At 37.5% G+C, this 21,393-nt stretch carries 11 protein-coding genes; 3 read left to right on the plus strand and 8 right to left on the minus strand.

All coding sequences use genetic code 11. From position 1 onward, the window contains the following. Window positions 1-22: 22 nt before the first annotated feature. The 7 genes from UH1x_RS15895 to nagB form a co-directional block, all read right to left on the minus strand. Window positions 23-1,717, minus strand: a complete 1,695-nt coding sequence (locus UH1x_RS15895) for a sodium:solute symporter family protein (protein ID WP_482622910.1) — start codon at window positions 1,715-1,717, stop codon at window positions 23-25. Between the two features lie 33 nt (window positions 1,718-1,750). Beyond that, window positions 1,751-2,011 carry a DUF4212 domain-containing protein gene (locus tag UH1x_RS15900; protein ID WP_405415902.1) on the minus strand — a complete coding sequence of 87 codons (261 nt, stop codon included), beginning with the start codon at window positions 2,009-2,011 and terminating at the stop codon, window positions 1,751-1,753. Window positions 2,012-2,144: 133 nt separating this feature from the next. After that, a complete protein-coding gene (locus UH1x_RS15905) occupies window positions 2,145-3,221 on the minus strand; it encodes an anhydro-N-acetylmuramic acid kinase (RefSeq protein WP_482622912.1) in 1,077 nt (358 codons plus the stop codon). A gap of 25 nt (window positions 3,222-3,246) precedes the next feature. After that, window positions 3,247-4,803 (minus strand): glycoside hydrolase family 3 protein, encoded by a 1,557-nt coding sequence (locus UH1x_RS15910; RefSeq protein ID WP_482622913.1) that lies wholly within the window; start codon window positions 4,801-4,803, stop codon window positions 3,247-3,249. Continuing rightward, entirely contained in the window at window positions 4,796-6,070 is a 1,275-nt protein-coding gene (locus UH1x_RS15915; RefSeq protein WP_482622914.1) for an MFS transporter, read from the minus strand. The genes UH1x_RS15910 and UH1x_RS15915 overlap by 8 nt, the downstream gene beginning before the upstream one ends. 1 nt (window position 6,071) lies before the next feature. After that, window positions 6,072-7,589: a glycoside hydrolase family 10-like protein gene (locus UH1x_RS15920; RefSeq protein WP_482622915.1), complete on the minus strand. Its 1,518-nt coding sequence runs from the start codon at window positions 7,587-7,589 to the stop codon at window positions 6,072-6,074. A 59-nt stretch (window positions 7,590-7,648) separates the two neighbouring features. Further along, entirely contained in the window at window positions 7,649-9,577 is a 1,929-nt protein-coding gene (nagB, locus tag UH1x_RS15925) for a glucosamine-6-phosphate deaminase (protein WP_482622917.1), read from the minus strand. 203 nt (window positions 9,578-9,780) lie between these two features. Between nagB and UH1x_RS15930 the strand changes: the two genes are divergently transcribed. Next, window positions 9,781-10,530, plus strand: coding sequence for a DeoR/GlpR family DNA-binding transcription regulator (locus UH1x_RS15930; RefSeq protein ID WP_482622919.1), 750 nt, complete (start codon window positions 9,781-9,783; stop codon window positions 10,528-10,530). A gap of 4 nt (window positions 10,531-10,534) precedes the next feature. Further along, complete coding sequence (gene murQ / locus UH1x_RS15935; protein ID WP_482622921.1) at window positions 10,535-11,347, plus strand: N-acetylmuramic acid 6-phosphate etherase; 813 nt, start codon at window positions 10,535-10,537, stop codon at window positions 11,345-11,347. A gap of 90 nt (window positions 11,348-11,437) precedes the next feature. On the opposite strand, the gene UH1x_RS15940 is transcribed toward murQ, so the two are convergent. Continuing rightward, on the minus strand, window positions 11,438-12,559 hold the full coding sequence (locus tag UH1x_RS15940; RefSeq protein ID WP_482622923.1) for a PQQ-dependent sugar dehydrogenase: 1,122 nt from the start codon (window positions 12,557-12,559) through the stop codon (window positions 11,438-11,440). 126 nt (window positions 12,560-12,685) lie between these two features. On the opposite strand from UH1x_RS15940, the gene UH1x_RS15945 reads away from it, so the two are divergent. Further along, window positions 12,686-21,247, plus strand: a complete 8,562-nt coding sequence (locus UH1x_RS15945) for a T9SS type B sorting domain-containing protein (protein ID WP_482622925.1) — start codon at window positions 12,686-12,688, stop codon at window positions 21,245-21,247. The last annotated feature ends 146 nt before the right edge of the window (window positions 21,248-21,393 follow it).

A 21,393-nucleotide genomic window follows, 5' to 3' on the forward strand; every position in this document is an offset into this window, starting at 1 on the left:
GTTGAATGTTGATTTGTTTCTGTTAATGTCCCGTGGCTTCACCTGCGCCACTGGGTATTCTAATATTTTCTACAATTTCTTGCACATCTTTAGGTGGTTCTGGTGTAAATTGAAGAACGATAATGGCTATAATAAAGTTAGCAATCATAGCGATACTACCAAAGCCTTCAGGCGAAATACCAAACCACCAATCATCAGGTGTTCCGCCACCAAACCAGCCAAATTTAAATTTGGTCATATAAAATAGCATGAGAACTATACCCACTACCATTCCGCTAATGGCTCCTTCTTTATTCATTTTTTTATAAAATATACCTAATACAATGGCAGGGAAGAATGATGCAGCTGCCAAACCAAATGCCAGTGCCACTACTGCGGCTACAAAACCTGGAGGATTAATACCAAAGTACCCAGCAATAACTACTGCTACCGTTGCGGCACCTCTTGCTACCCATAATTCTGCTTTGTCAGAAATATTCGGTTTAAACACTTTCTTTACCAAATCATGAGAAACCGATGCAGAGATAACTAATAATAAACCTGCTGCTGTTGAAAGTGCTGCCGCTAATCCTCCTGCTGCAACCAAAGCAATTACCCAGGCAGGTAGATCCGCAATCTCAGGATTTGCCAATACCATAATATCATTATCAATGGTCAATTCATTTTTAGATGCATCTGCTACATATTGAATTTTACCATCCTCATTCTTATCATCGAAAGAAAGGAGTCCCGTTTCTTCCCAGTTTTTAAACCAAACCGGCATACTTGAGTATTCTTCATTACTTACCGTATTAATTAAATTGGTCTTTGCAAAAACAGAAACGGCAGGTGCCGTAGTATATAGAATAGCGATTAACAGTAAAGCCAACCCGGCAGATTTTCTAGCGTCTTTGACTTTTTTAACGGTGAAGAACCTCACGATTACGTGTGGTAACCCTGCGGTGCCCACCATTAAAGCTAAGGTGATAGCAAATATATCGGTCACCGATTTAGAGCCGTCGGTATATTCGTTGAATCCTAGTTCTGTTGAAAGTCCGTCTAACTTATCTAAAAGAAAAGTACCAGAACCATCATTAAGTGTCGCGCCCATACCCAATTGCGGAATAGGATTTCCTGTCATTTGTATGGAAATGAATATTGCGGGAACCATAAAGGCAAAAATTAATACACAGTACTGTGCTACTTGTGTATAGGTAATACCTTTCATTCCTCCTAAAACGGCATAAAACAAAACGATAATCATACCAATAATAACACCTGTATTGATATCTACTTGTAGAAACCTTGAGAATACTACCCCAACACCCCGCATTTGACCCGCTACATATGTGAAGGAAACAATCAATGCGCAGATTACTGCAACAATACGTGCAGTTTTTGAATAGTATCTGTCACCTATAAAGTCTGGTACGGTGAATTTGCCAAATTTTCTTAGGTAAGGGGCTAGCAGTAATGCCAGTAGTACATAACCGCCTGTCCAACCCATAAGGTATACGGAACCATCATAGCCGGCAAAGGATATTATTCCTGCCATAGAAATAAACGAGGCGGCGGACATCCAATCGGCTGCCGTTGCCATACCGTTAGCAAGTGGAGATACTCCGCCACCAGCAACATAAAAGTCCTTGGTAGACCCGGCTCTAGACCAGATTGCAATTCCTATATAGAGAGCGAAGGTGAGTCCTACTAAAATATACGTCCAAGTTTGAACACTCATAAGTTGGTTTTTTGGTGGTTGATGGTTGTGTTGTTATTCGTCGTATCCGTATTTCTTATCCAATTTGTTCATGAGTCTTACATAGACAAAAATCAGAATAACAAATACATAAATAGAACCTTGTTGTGCAAACCAAAAACCTAGTTTAAAACCACCAATTTTTATGGCATCTAAAGATTCTTTAAATAGTATACCCGCACCAAAAGAGACGATAAACCAAATAGCTAATAAAATGAACAGGTACCTGACATTTTCTTTCCAATAAGCCGACGCTTTCTTTTGTTTTTCTGACATGTCTATTTTGGTTTTAACGAAGTCTATTTCCTAAAAGTTGATTTAAGGAAACTTCAATTAAAAATTAGTGTGTTGCAGGGGTGAATCTCTGCTTATTTGATTCTCGATTATCGAGTAAATTAGGTAAAAAACTTTAATTGGGTATGAACAATACTCCACTTGAAGAATCTTTTTTTGCTCCAGTTACCGATGAAAGTACATTTGTTAATTGCTCCACTCTCAATACACCCATTAATGCGAATACCAAAGCTTCTTTAAATTCAATGATTATTTTTTCTGGTACAACTACTTTTGTCTTTGCGCCTAATTTTTCTTGTAGTGTTTCTATTAAAAATGAATTGAGTGCGCCACCGCCTGTTACTAATATTTGTTGGTCTTTATTTATAAAATTTAATTGGATCTGTTGAGCCACTTTATCACATATATGATGAATACTGGTGTGTAGTAAATGTTCAATGGTATCATCTGTCTCTTCTACAATGGGTACCACTTCTTCTAAAAACCACTCATAACCTATAGATTTTGGGTGCGGTAACAGATAATATTCAAGATTATTTAACCGCTCTAGCATTTCTGTATTTATAACCCCAGCACGTGCAAGATTTCCGTCTTCATCATATTCTAAATCAACCTTTCTGGTAATATAATTTAGAATCATATTTGCCAAACCAATGTCGTAGGCTATTCTCTTATCTTTTACTTCAAAAGAGATATTACTGATTCCTCCTAAATTCAGGCAAAATTCATATTCATTAAAAAACATGCGGTCACCAATAGGCACCAATGGCGCTCCTTGTCCACCAAGTGCTAAATCATTTGTTCTAAAATCTGCTATGACCTTAATTCCTGTAGCATTTGCTAAATGTTGACCAGAACCTACTTGAAACGTAAGTCCCATTTCTGGTCGGTGATGTGTGGTATGACCGTGACTTGCTATGTAGTCTACATCTAATTTGTTCTCGTTTATAAATATAGAGGTTTGCTCACCTAGCCACGTACCGTACGTATTATGTAATTCAATAAGTTTTTCTGCGGATAAACTAATAGCATTTTTTAAGGTGTTCAGCATTTCTGAAGAATACTTAACACTTTTGGTTTTTTTAATATCAAATTGCCATACATCATTTTTCTCCCAAATGTGACAATATGCCAAGTCAAGACCATCTAATGATGTGCCAGACATAAGACCGATGATTTTATATGTTTTCATTTGGTTGATTTTTTAATATAATAGATTAGCTCAATGATACCGGCAATTTCCCTTTTGCTTCAAGTTGACCTAAAAAATGCTCAGTTGCCACATCTTGAAACTCTTTAAAATTTTGATATGCGATTACCGTTGCGGTTGTTTTTTCGGTTTTGAAAAACTTCAATGCATACGGATTGCCAAAATGATACAACACTACATTCTTAGTTGTTATCAGGTCGTTTATGAAATCGATTTCTTCATCAAAAAAACCGAATTTATTGGTCGGTTTTATCTGTGGCGGAGTCAAAAGCAAAAGAATTTCAGTTTCGTTCTTAACTTCCTTTCTCATCTCTTTGATATTACCTAAAATATCTTTTTTCGTTTGATCCGTCCCAAATCTTTTAATGGTTAATGTGCAGAAATTGGTTTCTTTAAAATTTGCAATATCGACGCTAGAACCATGATGCAGTGTAAGTGACTGCTCAGCTATTTTTCTATTCAAAGATGATGGGTCGGTTACTTCTGATTCAGAACTATCTTCGATAATCGCTTTTTCCTTTAAATGCCAAATACGTTCTATGCTCTTATTTATTTGTTTTTCAGATGCATTTTGTAAGATAAATTGTATTCCTTCTTCAATATGTTCGGCAAAGCATAGTACGTCGTTACCGGCATTAAAGGCGAGCCATTCTAGTTCACCCTTTGTTGGAAAATTTTTAGATACGGCATGCATATTTAAAGCATCGGATATTACAACACCGTCAAAACCCATTTCATTGCGTAACACTCCTGTAATAATATCTTTATTTATGCTTGAAGGTAATTCTGGACTAGTGGTTAAAGCGGTGACGGATAAATGCCCTGCCATGACCGAATCTACACCTTCGTCTATTAATTTTTGAAAAGGATACAATTCATTTTCAAGTAAATCTTTTTTCGATTTATCTATAACAGGTAAGCCCAAATGCGAATCTGTAGCGGTGTCCCCATGACCCGGAAAATGTTTAATGCTTGTAAGCACGTTTTCGCTTTGTGTTCCTTTTACATAAGCAGTCGCCATGGTAACTACATTGTGCTTGTTATCACCAAAAGAACGATAACCAATAACAGGGTTGTTAGGATTAACGTTGACATCAACTACGGGAGAAAGATTCCAATGAATACCCGCAGCTTTGCAATCTTTGGCAATCTGCTTACCAACTTCAAATACTAAATCTTTATTTTCTGTATTTGCTCCTAAGGTTATGGCATATGGATATTGAGGCGTATTTTCTATTCTCATTGCCAAACCCCATTCGGCATCAATAGAAATCAATAGGGGGTATGTTGCCGCTTTTTGATATCTCTTGATGAGGTTTCTTAAGGTGTCAAAGCTATTTTTATTGACAACTATTTTTTTCTTGCCTTCAAAATTGGTAGCCGCACTTGCCCTGGAGTGAAAAAAGCATAGACTGCCAACGTGGTGCTCAGAAATCAGTTTTTCTAATTTCTGAATTTCTTCTTCTGTATCATTAATAAAAGCTGCAGGCATAAAAAGCTGTCCCACTTTTTCAATCAAAGAGAGTTTTTCTATAGCTTCTTTTGTAGGTGTCATATTATTCATTGGGAAGTGTTGTTTTTTTGCCGAAATCTGCCGGATAAGAAATGAATTTTAAAAGGAATAGTGCGGGCAAGGCAGCAATTACTACCCAAACAAAGAAGCCATCATAGCCCAGCCATTGTTGAATATAGCCGCTTACCATACCTGGTAGCATCATACCTAGCGCCATGAAACCTGTGGCAATTGCATAATGAGATGTTTTAGACTTGCCATCTGCAATGTAAATGAGGTACATTAAAAAGGCGGCAAAACCGAATCCGTAACCGAACTTTTCAAAAATTACGGTTGCCGTTACGGCATAAATATTTGTTGTATTTGTGATTGCCAATACAGCATACAAAATGTTTGGTAGGTTTAATGAAAGCACCATTGGTAGCATCCACTTTTTTAATCCGTCCCTTGAAATTAAAATGCCTCCTAAAATACCTCCAATGGAAAGAAAAATAACTCCTGCTGTGCCAAAAATGGTTCCTAGCTGTTCTGTAGAATATCCTAACCCTCCTTTATCAGGGGAATCCAGCAAAAAAGGAGATGTCATTTTTACCAATTGCGATTCTCCCAAACGATAGGTTAGAATAAAGGCTAAAGCAATGCCTATACCTGGTTTTTTAAAGAATGAAGCAAATACTTCTAAGAAACCTGCGGGTTTTTCTTTTTCTTGGTTGCTTTCAGATTCATATTTTGGAGTGACGAAAAAGTTGGCAACGGTCATAATAAGCATTAAAAAAGCTGCTGCCGACATGGTTACGCTCCAAGCTTTGGTATTGTCTCCATATTTATTTTCTAAAAATCCTGCTAGCACAACTATCAACCCTTCGCCTGTTACCATTGCAAGACGATAGAAGGTACTTCTCATTCCAACAAAGAAAGATTGTTTCTTTTCGGTAAGACCTAACATGTAATATCCATCTGAAGCAATATCATTTGTTGCAGAAGCAAAAGCTGCCATCCAAAAACAGGCTAATGATGAAACGAAGAACATGTTGGTGGGTAGAGTGAGTCCAACACCTAACAAGGCAATGGCAATTAAGAGCTGCATGCTCAAAAACCATTTACGCTTAGTACTTTTTAAATCCACGAACGGACTCCATAATGGTTTTAATACCCAAGGTAAATAGAGAATACTGGTATATAGTCCAATATCTTCATTACTTACACCTAGTTTCTTGTACATGATTACAGATACGGTAACCACCAATACATAAGGTAAGCCCTGTGTGAAGTATAACACGGGTACCCATGCCCAAGCTCCTTTGTCTTTTTGTACCATATTACTTATTAACTTGTTTTAAATTAAAAATTATAGGTGTAGTTTCTTTACCATATACGTCTATAAAACTAATGGCATTATATTTTTTTCTCAGTTGGTTAATAGGAATACGTACAACATTGGAGGTGTTATCAACATATATTTTAGATCGTAATTTCTTGATGTCATATGTTTCTTTGACCCGTATACCAGAGTTGTAAAACAAAGCAAACCGTATTTCTCTTAAATCATTGAATTCAAGAACAAGCTCTGAATCTGTTTTAGAAGTAGCTATTAACTTAGGTTTTTTTGCAGAATGCTTTTTTGATAAGGTAGAAACCGGATTTAATGCTGGCTTTTTGTAATATTTCTTATGCATATACTCAACTACATCATCGTTATCTTTCATTAGGGATTTGGCGCTGAACATAATATTACCCTGTATTTGAGGTGTTTCACGGGCAAGCTCAATCTGATTTGGAATTTCTTCAATATCATCCCATGCTTTATCGCTATTGTTTCTAATCTTATATGGACTATTACCTATATAGAGGTTAGTATCGTAATTGTTTTTTGACCACCAATCCAAAATTTTTCTGTGAGATGCTACGGGTAAATCCATACTCCAATAAACTTGTGGTGCTAGATAGTCTATCCAGCCTTTTTCCATCCAAAGTAAAGGGTCCGCGTATAAATCTTCGTAGGTGGTTTGCCCTGCTTTAGTGTCAGAACCTTTTGGGTCTGTGGAATTGTTTTTCCAAACACCAAAAGGACTAATGCCAAACTGCACCCATGGTTTTATGGATTTAATGGTTTCGTGAGATTGCCTTACTAATGAATCAATATTACTGCGTCGCCAATCATCAATTTTTTGATTCTTCTGTGCATAGGTTTCGAACGCCAATGAATCATTAAATACGGCATCTTTAATAGTGTAAGGATAAAAATAATCATCAAAATGTATGGCATCTACATCATAGTTGGAGACTAACTCCGCAATGATGTTTGAAAAATGGTTGCGTACTTCTGGCAATCCAGGATTGTAGTAGTTCTTTTTACCGTAATGTACCATCCACTCAGGGTTTGTACAATAGTCATGCGTTTCTGATAGTACTTCAAAATTCTCATCGAAAGTTGCTCTATACGGGTTTAGCCATGCGTGGAATTCCATGCCACGTTGGTGGGCTTCATTGATCATCCACTCAAGAACATCTGTATTCCATTGTGGAGCTTTACCTTCTTCACCGGTTAAAAATCGGGAATAGGGTGCGTAATCAGATTTATAAAAAGCATCACCAGCAGCGCGTACTTGTACAATTACGGCATTGTAATTTTCCTTTTCATAAAAATCTAGAATTTTAAGGTAGTCAGCTTTTTGTTTTTCTGCGGTGTCGTTGCCATTTTTTGGCCAATCTATATTGACCACGGTAGCAATCCAAACCCCTCTGAACTCTCTCTTCGGATATTTTTCATAAGAATTAAAAATTCCGCACGAATGAAGCAGCAATAAAAGTACGAGTAGCGTTAGTTGTTTAGTCATAAATGTAGAAAAGACCCATTTTAAAACTAAAAATAGGTCTTTTAATTCAAATTTAGTTGTTAGTTAAATTTATGTCTTACAAAGGCTTCCATTGCTGCATATGATGATAAGCCCATAGCTTTATATTTATTAGCGGTGTCGCGGTTCCTTTCTTCTGCACGCATCCAAAATTCTCTTGAGTCATCACCTTGAAACATTACTCCGTCTTTTTGAGACTGGTGGCAGAAAATGGCATACCTTTTTTTCAATACTTGCCCCGGACTCATAGGTACGGCCATTTCAATTTCGTTGATATCCCACTCATGCCAAGCACCTCTGTATAACCATAACCAGCAATCTTTTATAAATGATTCTGATTTTAATTCTTCACAAGCTGCAAATACGGCATCTAAACAAACCTTATGCGTACCGTGTGGATCTGCTAAATCGCCAGCGGCATAAATTTGATGAGGTTTTATTTCTTTGATAATATCTACTACTATATTAATATCTTCTTCAGATAAGTTTTTCTTCTTTATGGTGCCAGTCTCATAAAACGGCAAATCCAAGAAATGTACATTTTCATCTTGCAGCCCCATATATCTAGTAGCGGCATAAGATTCTCCTCTTCTAATTTTGCCTTTTAGATTTCTAACTTCTGGCGCATCTATACGAGTTTCATTCTTATCTGCAATTGATTTTATAATTCTTTCTGCCTCTTCAGACGGATTAATCTGCATGGCAATCTCGGCATATTTTCTGGCATCGGTATCAGAAACCGCAATGTTGCCAGATGTTTGGTAAACGATATGAACATCATGTCCTTGCTCCACTAATCTATCAAAAGTTCCGCCCATAGAAATTACATCGTCATCTGGGTGCGGACTAAATATGATTACACGCTTTTTTGCCGGTGTTGCACGTTCTGGTCTATGTGTGTCATCAGCATTTGGTTTGCCACCCGGCCATCCGGTAATGGTATGCTGCAGCTTATTGAACATTTCAATATTCAGATCATATGAATCAGCTAAAGCTAATAGGTCGGCCATGCCATTATCGTTATAATCTTTATCTGTTAAGCTTAATATGGTCTTACCGGTATTTTCGCAAAGCCAAACCATAGCTTTTGCTTTTAATTCTTCTGTCCATTCGCATGCATCAACCAACCAAGGTGTTTTATTTCTTGTTAATTGGCTACCGGCACCGGTATCTAAAACAAAAGTACAATTGTCATGTTCTTGTAAATATGTTGCCGGTACATGAGATGAGATATCGCCTTCAATAGTTTTTTTAATGATGCCCGCTTTATTTTCACCCCAGCCTAATAAAACAATTCTCTTGGCTTTACGTACTGTTGCAATCCCCATGGTAATAGCTTTTCTAGGGACATTGGCTATTCCTAAAAAGGCAGGTGCGGCATCTACGCGGGTTATGTGGTCTAGCGTAATAACTCTTGTTCCAGAATTAAAATGTGATCCAGGTTCGTTAAATCCAACATGACCTGTTCTACCAATTCCCAATAATTGAAAATCTAAGCCACCATGCTCCTTTATTTTGCGATCATACCCTAGGCAATATGCAGTTGTTTCTTCATTACTAACCGTACCATCTGGAATATGAATATTCTTTTCTGGGATATCTACATGGTTGAAAAGATGCTCATGCATGAAGTAGAAATAACTCTGTATGTTATTAGGCTCCATCGGTAAATATTCATCTAAGTTGAAGGTCACAACATTTTTGAAACTCAAACCTTCTTCTTTGTGCATACGAACCAATTCTTCATAAACCCTTATAGGCGAAGAACCTGTGGCTAAACCTAAAACGCAGTTTCTTTTTTGTCCTTGCCTCTTTTTTATTAAAGCGGCAATTTCATGAGCCACTACTATTGAAGCTTCGTTGGAATCTTCGAAAATTACATTGTGAATTTTTTCGAATCGTGTTTCTTCAAACTGGCCAATAGGCTTGTGGGAGATGTCTATTTTAGAATTTTTAACTATTGTTTTCATATGGTTGTGGTAGGGTTTTGGATTTTTAAATCATGCAAATATATGCGTTATTTTGAATATTTGCAGTTTTATGCCATAAATTATGCTGTATTTTGCTGTTAATTAATCATTAAATTCTATTTACATTATATTAACGTCATAAAACTGCATGAGCTAAAAATCCCTATCTTTGTATGATTCATAAGTAAAAAAGAGCTTTTTAAATGCTAAAAGAAGAACGGCAACAGACTATTTTAAGTGAGGTTGATTTACACAATAGAATTCTTATAACGGATATAGCAGAGGCTTTGGATGTTTCTATTGATACTATTAGAAGAGATGTAAAAGAGCTTGATGCGGAAAATAAACTGCGTAAGGTACATGGCGGTGCAATATCTATGGGTTATATGACCAATAGTGCTAAGAACACCAATATTTATAAGTTGGCCGATAAGGCTGCCATTGCTGTTAAGGCAGTTGGTATGTTGAGAGATGGAGCCGTTATTTTTTTAGATGGTGGTACTACGTGTATGGAGTTGGCTAGAATTATACCTGAGAATCTGAATCTTACTTGTTTTACCATTAGTCTGCCGGTTGCTATGGAGCTTTCCCATAAAGCCAATATCAATGTAATTTCTATAGGCGGACAAATTTCTAAGGAAGCCCAGATTGCCATTGGTGCAAATGCCATTCACCATATTTCTGAAATTCGATTCGATTATAGTTTTATTGGTACAGGATATGTTGATGCCACTTATGGGTTGACGGAATTTGATTGGGATATTGTTCAGATAAAAAAAGCGGTAATAAAAGCTTCTAAGAAAACCGTGCTTTTATCTATTTCTGAAAAACTGAATTCTCAGCACCGGTATAAGACTTGTGATATCAATTCTATTAACACTATGATTACCGAGTTAAAGCCGGATGACAATTTGCTAAAGGCTTTTAAAAATCACGATATAAAAATTTTATAATTAAATGGATTACAAAAAGATTACAGAGACTCCGTCCAATCACGACAATTTAGAGTTGATGGATACCAATACTATTCTTCAAAAAATGAATGAGGAGGATAAGAAAATAGCGGATGCGGTAGAAAAAACGATTCCGCAAGTAACAAAACTTGTAGATGCCTTAACGGAAAGATTTAATAAAGGAGGAAGGCTTTTTTACATAGGCGCCGGTACCAGTGGTAGATTGGGAATTTTAGATGCTTCTGAAATTCCGCCAACTTTTGGTATGCCGCATGAACGTGTTGTGGGTTTAATTGCTGGTGGAGATACAGCTATAAGAAAAGCTGTTGAAAATGCCGAAGATGCTACCAAACAGGCATGGTTAGATTTAAAGGTCCATGATATTAATGCTAATGATGTTGTTGTTGGTATTGCGGCATCAGGTAGTACGCCATATGTTATTGGGGGATTAGAAGATGCCAAGAAACATGGAATTTTAACTGCAGCGATTACCAATAACCCTGGAGCACCAATTGCAAGGATTGCAGATATTCCTATTGAAATAAATGTAGGTCCAGAATTCCTTACCGGTAGTACAAGAATGAAAAGTGGAACTTCTCAAAAATTGGTTTTGAATATGATATCTACTGCGTTAATGATAAAAATTGGTAGAGTAAAAGGTAATAAGATGGTGAATATGCAATTAAGCAACGATAAGTTGGTTGATCGCGGTACGCGCTACATTATGGAAGGTCTAGATATTGAATATACAGCTGCAGAAGCGTTGCTTAAAAAACATGGTTCCGTAAAGCTGGCTATAGATGCCGGTAGGGGATAAGTAAGGATATAAAGTATACTATAAAAATAGCAAAAGGTCTGTAACGGTTGAATTAACGTACAGACCTTTTTTAATGTTTGGAGTTGTTGTCTACTTTTTCGGTATCAACTTATAGATACCTTTGCCTTCAACGGCTACATAAATATAACCATCAGGTCCTTCCTTTACGGCTCTTACTCTACCTAGTCCTTCCATTAACTTTTCTCTTGCAGTTACTTTGCTTCCGTCTAAGACCAAACGTTCTAAATATTGAAAAGCTAAAGATCCTACTAAAAGGCTTCCTTTCCAGTTTTTGTACTTATCTGTTGTCACATACTCCATTCCGCTAGGTGCAATGGAGGGTACCCAATAATGTATAGGTTGCTCCATGCCTTTCATTTCTGTTTTATCGGTTATAGGTGTACCGCCATAATTGATGCCGTAAGTAACTAGGGGCCATCCATAATTAGCTCCTTTTTTAATAGTATTAATTTCATCACCACCTCTAGGTCCGTGTTCATTGTCCCAAATTTCACCTGTGAGGGGGTGCTTTATTAACCCTTGCGGATTTCGGTGTCCGTAACTGTAAATTGCAGTCTTGGCGCCTTTTTCATTTATAAATGGATTGTCTTTCGGAATACGCCCATCTTCATGTAAACGATAAATTTTGCCACCATCTCTTTTGATATCTTGTGGATTGATATCTCTTTCCCCACGTTCACCAATTGAAAAGTATAGATATCCTTCGTTATCAAAAGCAATTCTAGATCCAAAATGTTGCCCTTTAGTAGTATTGGGTGTTGCCTTGTAAAGTACTTGTTTTTCTGTCAAAGAACTATTCTTCAATTTTGCTCTCATAATTGCCGTATGGCCGCCCTTTTCATTCCCATCTGTTGATGCATAGGTGAGGTAAATCCACCCGTTTTCTGTGTACTTAGGATGTAGGGCTATATCTAACAATCCGCCTTGGCCTCTATTATATACCTCAGGAACATTGTTAATTATCGTTTTTTTTCCATTGACGAAATGTATCAATTTTCCTTCTTTTTCAGTGATTAAAATACTTTTGTCAGGAAGGAAGGTGAAGCCCCATGGAATCTGTACCTCATCGACGAACAGCTTAGCTGTAAAAACAGACTCTTTTGGGGTAGTAACCTTGTTATCAGTATTTTGTGCACAAGAAAAATTTAGCGTTACAACGAATAAAAGGTTGAGAATAATACTATTTTTCATATACGGGCGTTAGAAATATATTAGAGAACACATGATTATTTAAAAGTTAAAATATAAGCAAAAAATTACACCAAAGAACTAATTAGATCCCAAATCGACTTTGTTCTTAAAAACGAATCTTAACCTATGCTTCCAAAACAACAGCGGTATGCGCTGTATGTACTTCTTCTGATTGTTCTTTCAGTAATTGGTACTACGGCTCTAGCCAACTCTAAAGTAACTACTTTATACGAAGAGGTGGCTCATGTAATCGAAAAGGCTGTTTCGGTTTCTACCAACAATCACAAGACATTAGAAAATAAAGTTTCGCCTAAGTCTAGCTTAGCGGCTCCGGTAATGTTTTCTACACCAATAGTAGGTGCGGACAATACGGTAACTTGTAATGATAATGGATTTACAATTGCTCGGTTTAATTTATGTGGTGATTTTGACGATCGTATCATAAGTTTAACTGGTGGTCCTTATAGCTCAGTTTCATGGCAGGTATTGGGTGGTTCTTGTTCAGCAGATGTGAATGTAGAATGTCCTAATACTACAGATGCTTGTTATACGGAAATTGGAACCGGACAAACTTTTAATCTTGATGCCAGTTCTGTATCAGCTACTTCAGGTGCTGAATATAGAGTTGAAATAGACAATCAACCATATTATTTCAAAGTAAAGAAAAGTACCATAACCCAAACATATGTAAAACAAGATTATATCTGTGGTGTAGATGGTAGAATACAGATTACCAATTTGTCTAGTGCTTATGAATTTAGTATTGATGGTGGTACTTCTTGGCAAGGAGCTATATTTTCTAACTTAACTCCCGGTACATATAACATTCTTGCAAGATTAAAAAATACAGCAAATACTTGTGAATATCCTTATGAGCCTATAGTTATAGAAGAAAAGGAAATAGAAATCGCTACAACTTTTACAGATGCATTATGTAGTGGGGATACGGGTACAATTACCGTAACCGCATCTAATGTTCCTGGTCCTTATAAGTATACATTGCTGAATTCAAGTGGTGTTGCTCAAGAATTTACTGCATTTATTTCAACAAACCCTTACACTTTTTCAGCTGTAGGTTTTGGTACATATACAGTACAAGTTGAAACGCAACAATGTACTGGTGATCCGTTGAACGGAATTGATCCTCCAAGACAGAGTTTAGATATTAATGGTGATCCAATGACAATTGGTGCAGGGGCTTCTGCTCTAGATGCATCAACTGAGGTGAATAGTAGTTTTGGCTGTTCTGATATTTCTAGTGTAGATATTACGTTAAATACCTCAGGTGGTTCTGCGCCTTATACATTTACAGTAAATGGCGGATCTGTACAACCTTCTTTTGGAGATGCTGCTACAGATTCTGGTACTACAACGTATACAGTTAGCACTGCAGGTACCTACGATTTTGTAATTACCGATAGTAATGGTTGTATTATAAACGCTTCTTCAGATGTTGAAGATTTATTGCCGCCAGATGTAACTGTTGCTGGTGTTGATGGTACGTGTAGTAACGGTGGCGCCAAATTGGAATTCACTATCAATAATGGTAGAGGTTACAATATTTCCTATAGAGAAAGTGCATCTGATCCATGGGTGAGCACTCCACAGATTTCAGTTGCGGCAGGTACGTATAATGATATTGAAGTAAGGTACGAACAAGGTGCATTTGAATGTACTTTAGCCTTGCCATCGGTAACGGTAGACACTGTTGGTTCATTAACAGGATCTGCTACTAAAATTGCCGATGTTACATGTTCTGGTACTGGAAACGTAGGCGGACAAATTGATTTTGTAGGTCCGTTTTCTGGTGGTTCAGGTAGTGGTTACGAGTTTAGTATAGACGGAGTTAATTTTTCAACTATTACATCTTATACAGATTTGGCTACGGGAACTTATACCCCTATTATTCGTGATGCGGGCGGTTGTCGTTTAGAATTAACTGCAATAGATATCTTAGATGTTGATCCACCTACAGATTTAGATTTTGCCCAGAGCAATACTAGCTGTGCCGCGGGTACTACAGATGTGCAGTTGACACCAACAAGTAATGCTGCAACCAATAGATATGAAATAATTAGTCCGGCTTATGTTGATAACGGAACTAATGATACGTTCGTTGGGTTATTAACTTCACAGGCATATATTTTTCAAATTACAGATATAAATGGTTGTTCTTATACTGAAGGTTTTAGACCTGTTGAAATCAGTTCTATTCGAGTTCAAGTTAAGTCGGGTGGAGATCTAAGAGTATGTAATGGTGCTACCGATGGTAGCGGAACTTTTATTGTTGACGGTTTCGCAAACAATTATACATATGATATTAACGGAGGTACCACTAGTGCCCCGCAAAGTGACCGTGAAGTTGACTTGCCATTATCTGGAGCAGGTACATATACAATTACGGTTACCGACGCTGATACAGGATGTACGGATACTATTTCATTGGATATTAATGAAGCTCCGGTATTGGATTTATCTACTTCTACGGTAACAGCTATGAGTTGTGCCAATGGAAATTTAGGAGCTGTTAGAGCAGATGCAACTGGTGGTTGGGGTACATATAGATATACCTTAACGCAGCCTGTTGGTCCACAAATTGGTCCAAAATCTGGAAGAACCTTTAGTAATCTTTCTGCAACGGGAACATATACATTAACTGTTGAAGATGCTGAAGGTTGTACAGATACTTTTTCATTCGATTTAAACCCTATTGATGCTCCAAGTATTTCTTTGGATGGACCATCATCTGATTTCTGTTTTGTAGCAGGTACTGGTGCTACGGTTGCAGTAACTTCTACTGCAGGTACTGCAGCTATTGGTTCGCATCAATATAGAATTAATGGGGGTACGTTGCAACCAACTGCAACTTTTGGCGGACTTTCTCCTGGTAATTATACGATTGAAGTTGTTGATGGTAATGACTGTTCAGATAGTATTTCAGTGACAATTGCGCCACAATTGAGAGTAAATACAAGTATTACAGCGGAAATACCTTGTGGTGGAGCTGATGGTAGAATTGAAGTAAGTGTTAATGGAGGCTATACTTCTGGTGCTGGGGCAAAACAGTATGAGGTTAGTTCTGATGGTGGTGCTACTTTTGGAGCTGCTATGCCACTAACTACCGATACTTTTGATTATGATACAAATGTACCTGGCGATTATGTTTTCAGAATTACAGATAATAATACCACAAGCAGTGGTTGTGTTGCAGAATCTGTTGCAATCACTTTAAATCCCCCTCAAAATATTGCTGCTGCATCTTATGTTGCTAGACCGGTTAGTTGTAGTTCAACAAATAATGGTTCGGTAACTATTATACCTGATGCTACAAGCGGTGTGCCACCTTACGAAGTTAATTTTAATGGAACGGGATGGGCATCGGAAACGGTATACTCCAACTTAACTGTAGGTACTTATTCTTACTTGGTTAGAGATGCTAGAGGTTGTGAAACCCCAGCTGATACATTCGATATTGTTTTAGATACAACACCACCACCTGCAACTACGGTTTCTGAAGAACAGGCAGTTTGTGGAGGTAGTGGGCCAGTAAGTGGTGGTATCAATATTGATGCTGTAACTGACGGTACGGCTAATTATACTTTTGTCATAGAAGATAATACAGGGGTAGAAATTACAAGAATGGAAGATGTTGATCCTTCTGCATTACCGGTACAAATTTTAGATCCACTTTTGGTAACGGGAGATTATACGGTTATTACAATTGATGCTAATGGTTGCACGGATATAGATACGGTTTCTATAACTTCTAACGAAGTGGTAATTACACCAATACCGCCACCAGCACCTGCAGATTGTGATGATACATCATTTACTTATGCAGTTAGTGTAAGTGGAGGTTCTGGTTCATATGAAATTAGATTATTAGATCAGCCTAGTTTTTACGCATTAAATAATACACCGGCTGTCAATGACCATACGTTTAGCAATACTACTGATGGTATTCAGTATGGAGTAGCGTATACCGTAGTCGTATTAGATACTGGTACAGGTTGTACCTATGAGCAGGAAATTCCACCTGTAGATGCACCTTCCACTTTAGAGGTTACTGCAGTTTCAACACCTGGGGCTTGTGATACCAATAGAAATGGAGAAATCGCTTATGAAATTATTGGATATACCATTGGTGATGATTTGAGAATCGTATTGATCGATAATGAAGATGGTTCAGAAACGGAGTTGGTAGCTTCGGTAACAACTACAGCTTTACCATATAACGGTGCGTATCCTGAATTACCAGGTAATTATCAGATATTGGTTGAAAATTTAACCGATACATGTACAGATGCCGCTCCGGTTACCATACTTCAGAATTTACCTGATATTGATATTTTACAGGAAGTTCCTGCAAATTGTAATGCTTTTGGTCAAGTTACCGTTCAGGGTAGAGGTGGTTCAGGTGGTCCGTATGAATTTGCTTTTATGGATGCAGGTGTGGCACCATCAGGTTGGACTACAGATACCACATTCTCGGCAGCTGATGGCACTTATGATGTTTATGTAAGAGATGCAAGTGGTTGTACTTCTTTTGATATTGCTACCATTATTTCTTTAGATCCAGATTTACCAGTTCCAACATTTGCTGTGGTTAATCAATGTGATCCTACTTCAACTGCTTTTGATATAACGGTAAGAGTACCTAGTTCTGTTAACACACCAAGATTTACTTTAGGTGGTGATGAGCAATTGCCAACTGTAGTCGGATCATTTTGGGAATATACTTATGTTGTTAGTAGCCCTGGTGATTATGTAGTAGATGTAGTAGATGCCAATGGTTGTACTAGTGAAGGTACTGCTACGGTTTATGACTTCTTATCTGCAACAGGTAGATTCTCAACAGATAGTACGTGTAATGATGCCGATGGACAAATTACGATTTCAACTACTGGTGGTAGTGGAGATTTTGAATTTGAGCTAACAGGTATAGATTATAATTCTAGTGCAGTTGGACCAATAACACAAAATAATGATCCAATTTTTACAGGACTTGTGCCTGGTACTTATGAGGTTGTAATTACGGATAACATTGTAAATGATGGTGCTGGTTTTTGTGAAACTACGGTATCTAACATTATTTTAAATCAAGCAGCACAGCCAGTTATAGTTTCAGAAGAAGCAATTGATATTAGCTGTAGAGATGAAAATGATGGGTCTATAGAGGTAGTAGTTGGTCCTGCAAATGCATTAGTGCCATTCACATCTCAAGACACTCCAATTACCTATATCCTAAATAACTTAACTACATCTTCTGAACAAGATAGAAATAATACGGGTGCATTTTCAGATTTACCAGCAGGTGATTATCAAGTACAGGTGGTAACGGCGCGTAACTGTGAGGTTCTATCTGCGGTACACACAATCACAAATCCTGATGCATTTAGTATTAGTGCTAGTGCTGCAGATTTTGCTTGCGAGCCAGGTGCAAATAGATATAGTTCAACCATTATTACAGTGACTGTTGATGATGCAGGTACTGTTGGTTCAGGGTATCAATATAGCATTACTGGTTTTGAAAATTATCAGCCAGGGAATACTTTTGAAATTATTGATGATGGTTCTGCTCAAAATATTACTGTTTATGCTATTGATGGAAATGGTTGTCAGACTACATTTGACGTTCCTACTATCAATCCGCCGACCGATGTTGTTCCAACAATTGTTGAGGTAGATATTTTAAATTGTAGAGATGATGAGCGTGTACGTATAGAAGTAGCAGGCACAACTGATTTTACTGTAAATACGGTTTCGGTTACTGCGGTTGCCCCTGTAACAAATACAGCTGGTAATAACTATGTTGATGTGTACTTGCCAGATGTAGGTGATTACTTGTTCGAAGTTGTAGATAATACAGTTGGCTGTACCTACCCAATGCCAGTACATACGGTGAATACGCCGATAGCACCTACGGTATTAATTAGCGAGGCTAAACCGGTTAGTTGTGCAGTACCTGGAAATGATGGGGCTCTATTTATTACAGTGAGCGATTATGTTGGTGTATTTGATTACATCGTTTATGAGGCTACTGATGATGCAAGAACAACACCTTTGGCTTCAGGAACTTTTGATACTAATAATTTCCCTGATGTAAACGGAGACGAAGCAAGAATAGATAACCTGATCGGCGGTAATTTAATTGTTGATGTCGTTTCTATTGATACGCCATTCTGTTCTGGAACAAGTAATGTTACTAACATTAGAACTCCAAACGGAGAACTTCAAGTTACTGCTGAGTCTATAGGTAATGTTAGTTGTACGAATGATACTGGTGAAATTATAGCTACCGGTACTGGTGGTTGGGATACAACTCCTTATGAATACAGGTTATTAATGAGCACTGACGGTGGTTCTAGTTATACTACTGAGATAGCAGCATTCTCAAACGATAATGAATTCACAGGGTTGTCTTTTGGTTTCTATGAAGTAGAGGTGAGAGATGTTGAGGGTTGTACAAACACAGTGGAGATAGAATTAGAAGAAGTACCGCAAATAATTGCCGGTATTAGAGAGCCGCAAACTTTAGATTGCCCTAATGGTAACAATGCTGTTCTTGAAGCTTATGATATCACTTCTGGTGATGCTATTACTGCTACACCTGGTGCAAGCGGCGGTTTCCCTGGTGCTGGTTACAATTACACATTATTATATTTAAGTGGTGATGATAACACAGCTGTTGTATCTGAAAGTGGATTGCAGAATACACCAACTTTCATTGGCGATAGTGGAGGTTATATTAGCGCTGGTTGGTATGCAATAGAAGTATCTTCTAGTTTTGGATGTTCATATGTAACAGACGCTTACTACGTTGATCCACCACCACCAATTCAACCATTATTGGTACAGACAAGGGTGCCTGGTTGTGGTGGAGACGGTGAAATGAGAATGACGGTAGAGAATCCTGATCCTTTATTTACCTATGAATATTTAAGAGTTGAAAACGGGGTTGCTATTGGTACTTATCAGCCTATGACGAGCAATTCTGTAACTATTACAGGAGTTCAGGGTATTACGTATCAGTTTGATGTAAGAAAAGTAAATGGAGCCGGTGCTTGTCCGGCAATTCGTTCTAATGGTATTACAATGACCGATGCTACGGGTATTACTTTACTTCCAAATTTACCGGATGATATTTCTTGTGCATCTGAATTAGATGGTAGAATAGAGTCGTTTGTTAACGGCGGTGTAGGTGCGGATTTATTTTACCTGTATGAAGGTGATCCTGTAGATGCTTTTAATCCTGCTGCAACAGCAACGGTTATTAGAGGTCCTCAAGATAACGGAACGTTTGAGGGACTTCCAGAAGGCACAGAATATTATATAGCTGTAACTAGTGGAGCTACTTGTATGGATATTGCTGGTCCGTTTGAAATAGTTAGACCTGATCCAATAATTTTTGATGCCGTTCCTACAGATGTTACTTGTAATGGAGAAGAAGACGGTACAATTACAGTTTCTGTAAGTGATGGCGGTGAAGGTTTGATTCAATTTGCTATTGCCCCTAACTTTAATGAATTCTTTAGTGATTCTGATAATCCAGGTACTTATACTTTTGATGAACTTGCAGCTGGTACTTATGAAATCTTAATTAAAGATGACAACGGTTGTTTTGAAAAAGATTTTATTACGGTAGAAGAGCCAGACCAATTAGAAGTAATCAATATTGAGACTACAGATGAATTATGTATTGGAGCTAATGATGGAACAGTAGTTTTTGATATCATAGGTGGTACCCCTTTTAATGATGTTTTAGTGAATCCTACTCCGTATTTTGAGTATAAAATTGAAATGGTTGATCCAGTTGATGAAACTGGCACAGCGGTATTTGCACCTTACAACGGAGAAATAATTGAAGATTTACAAGGTGGTGCTTCTTATATTATTTACATACAAGATGCTAACTTGTGTGCAGCTTCAGAGTTGTTCACTATTGATATTGGGGTAGATTTAACAGCAGAACCACAAGTACAATATGGTTGCGAAGGTATTTTTCCAAATAGCACCACAACTATTCAATTAGAGAATACCAATTTGCTTTCAGAGTTGATGTTTGCATTAGATCCAATTGACCCTACAGATGCTATTACGGCAAATGCAAATGATGAGTATGTTTGGGGAGATTTACCGGCAGGTGACCACACTGTTTATATCTATCATGAAAACGGATGTACAAATTTTGTAGAGTTCAGTATAGATGCATATGAGCCGCTAAGTTTGGTAGTTGATAAAACAGGGCCAAATGAAGTTCAAGCTTTTGCGGAAGGTGGTTATGGAGAATATGAATTCTTCTTTAACGGACAATCTTACGGTGAGGAAACTACATTTACAACTAACGAAAGCGGAATAGTAAATGTTCGGGTTAGAGATGCAAGAGGTTGTGAGCTTGAATTAAGTGTACCGTTTGAATTTACGGGTATGTTAGAATTCCCTAATTTCTTTACTCCTGATGGTGATAACCTTAATGATATTTGGTCACCAAAGAATAGAGATCTTTTTGACGGAGTTGAGGTTAGAATATATGACCGTTACGGTAGAGTAGTGGCTGTATTGGATGAGGTTAGCGGTTGGGACGGTACCTATGAAGGTAAAGAAGTGCCAACAGGAGATTATTGGTACGTAGTAAATGCTAATAGCGATGAGCTTAAGTATGTAGGTCACTTTACTTTATACAGATAAATTAAGATAGTAACATAAAAAAAAGAGGATGCAAAATGCATCCTCTTTTTTTATTTTATTAAGTTTTTTAATTCTTCATCGTCTAACTTTTTAAACCTGAATGAACCTAAAACTACAATAACTATAAAAGAACTTGTTTTTAGGGT

The organism is Maribacter sp. UH1 (assembly GCF_056839145.1).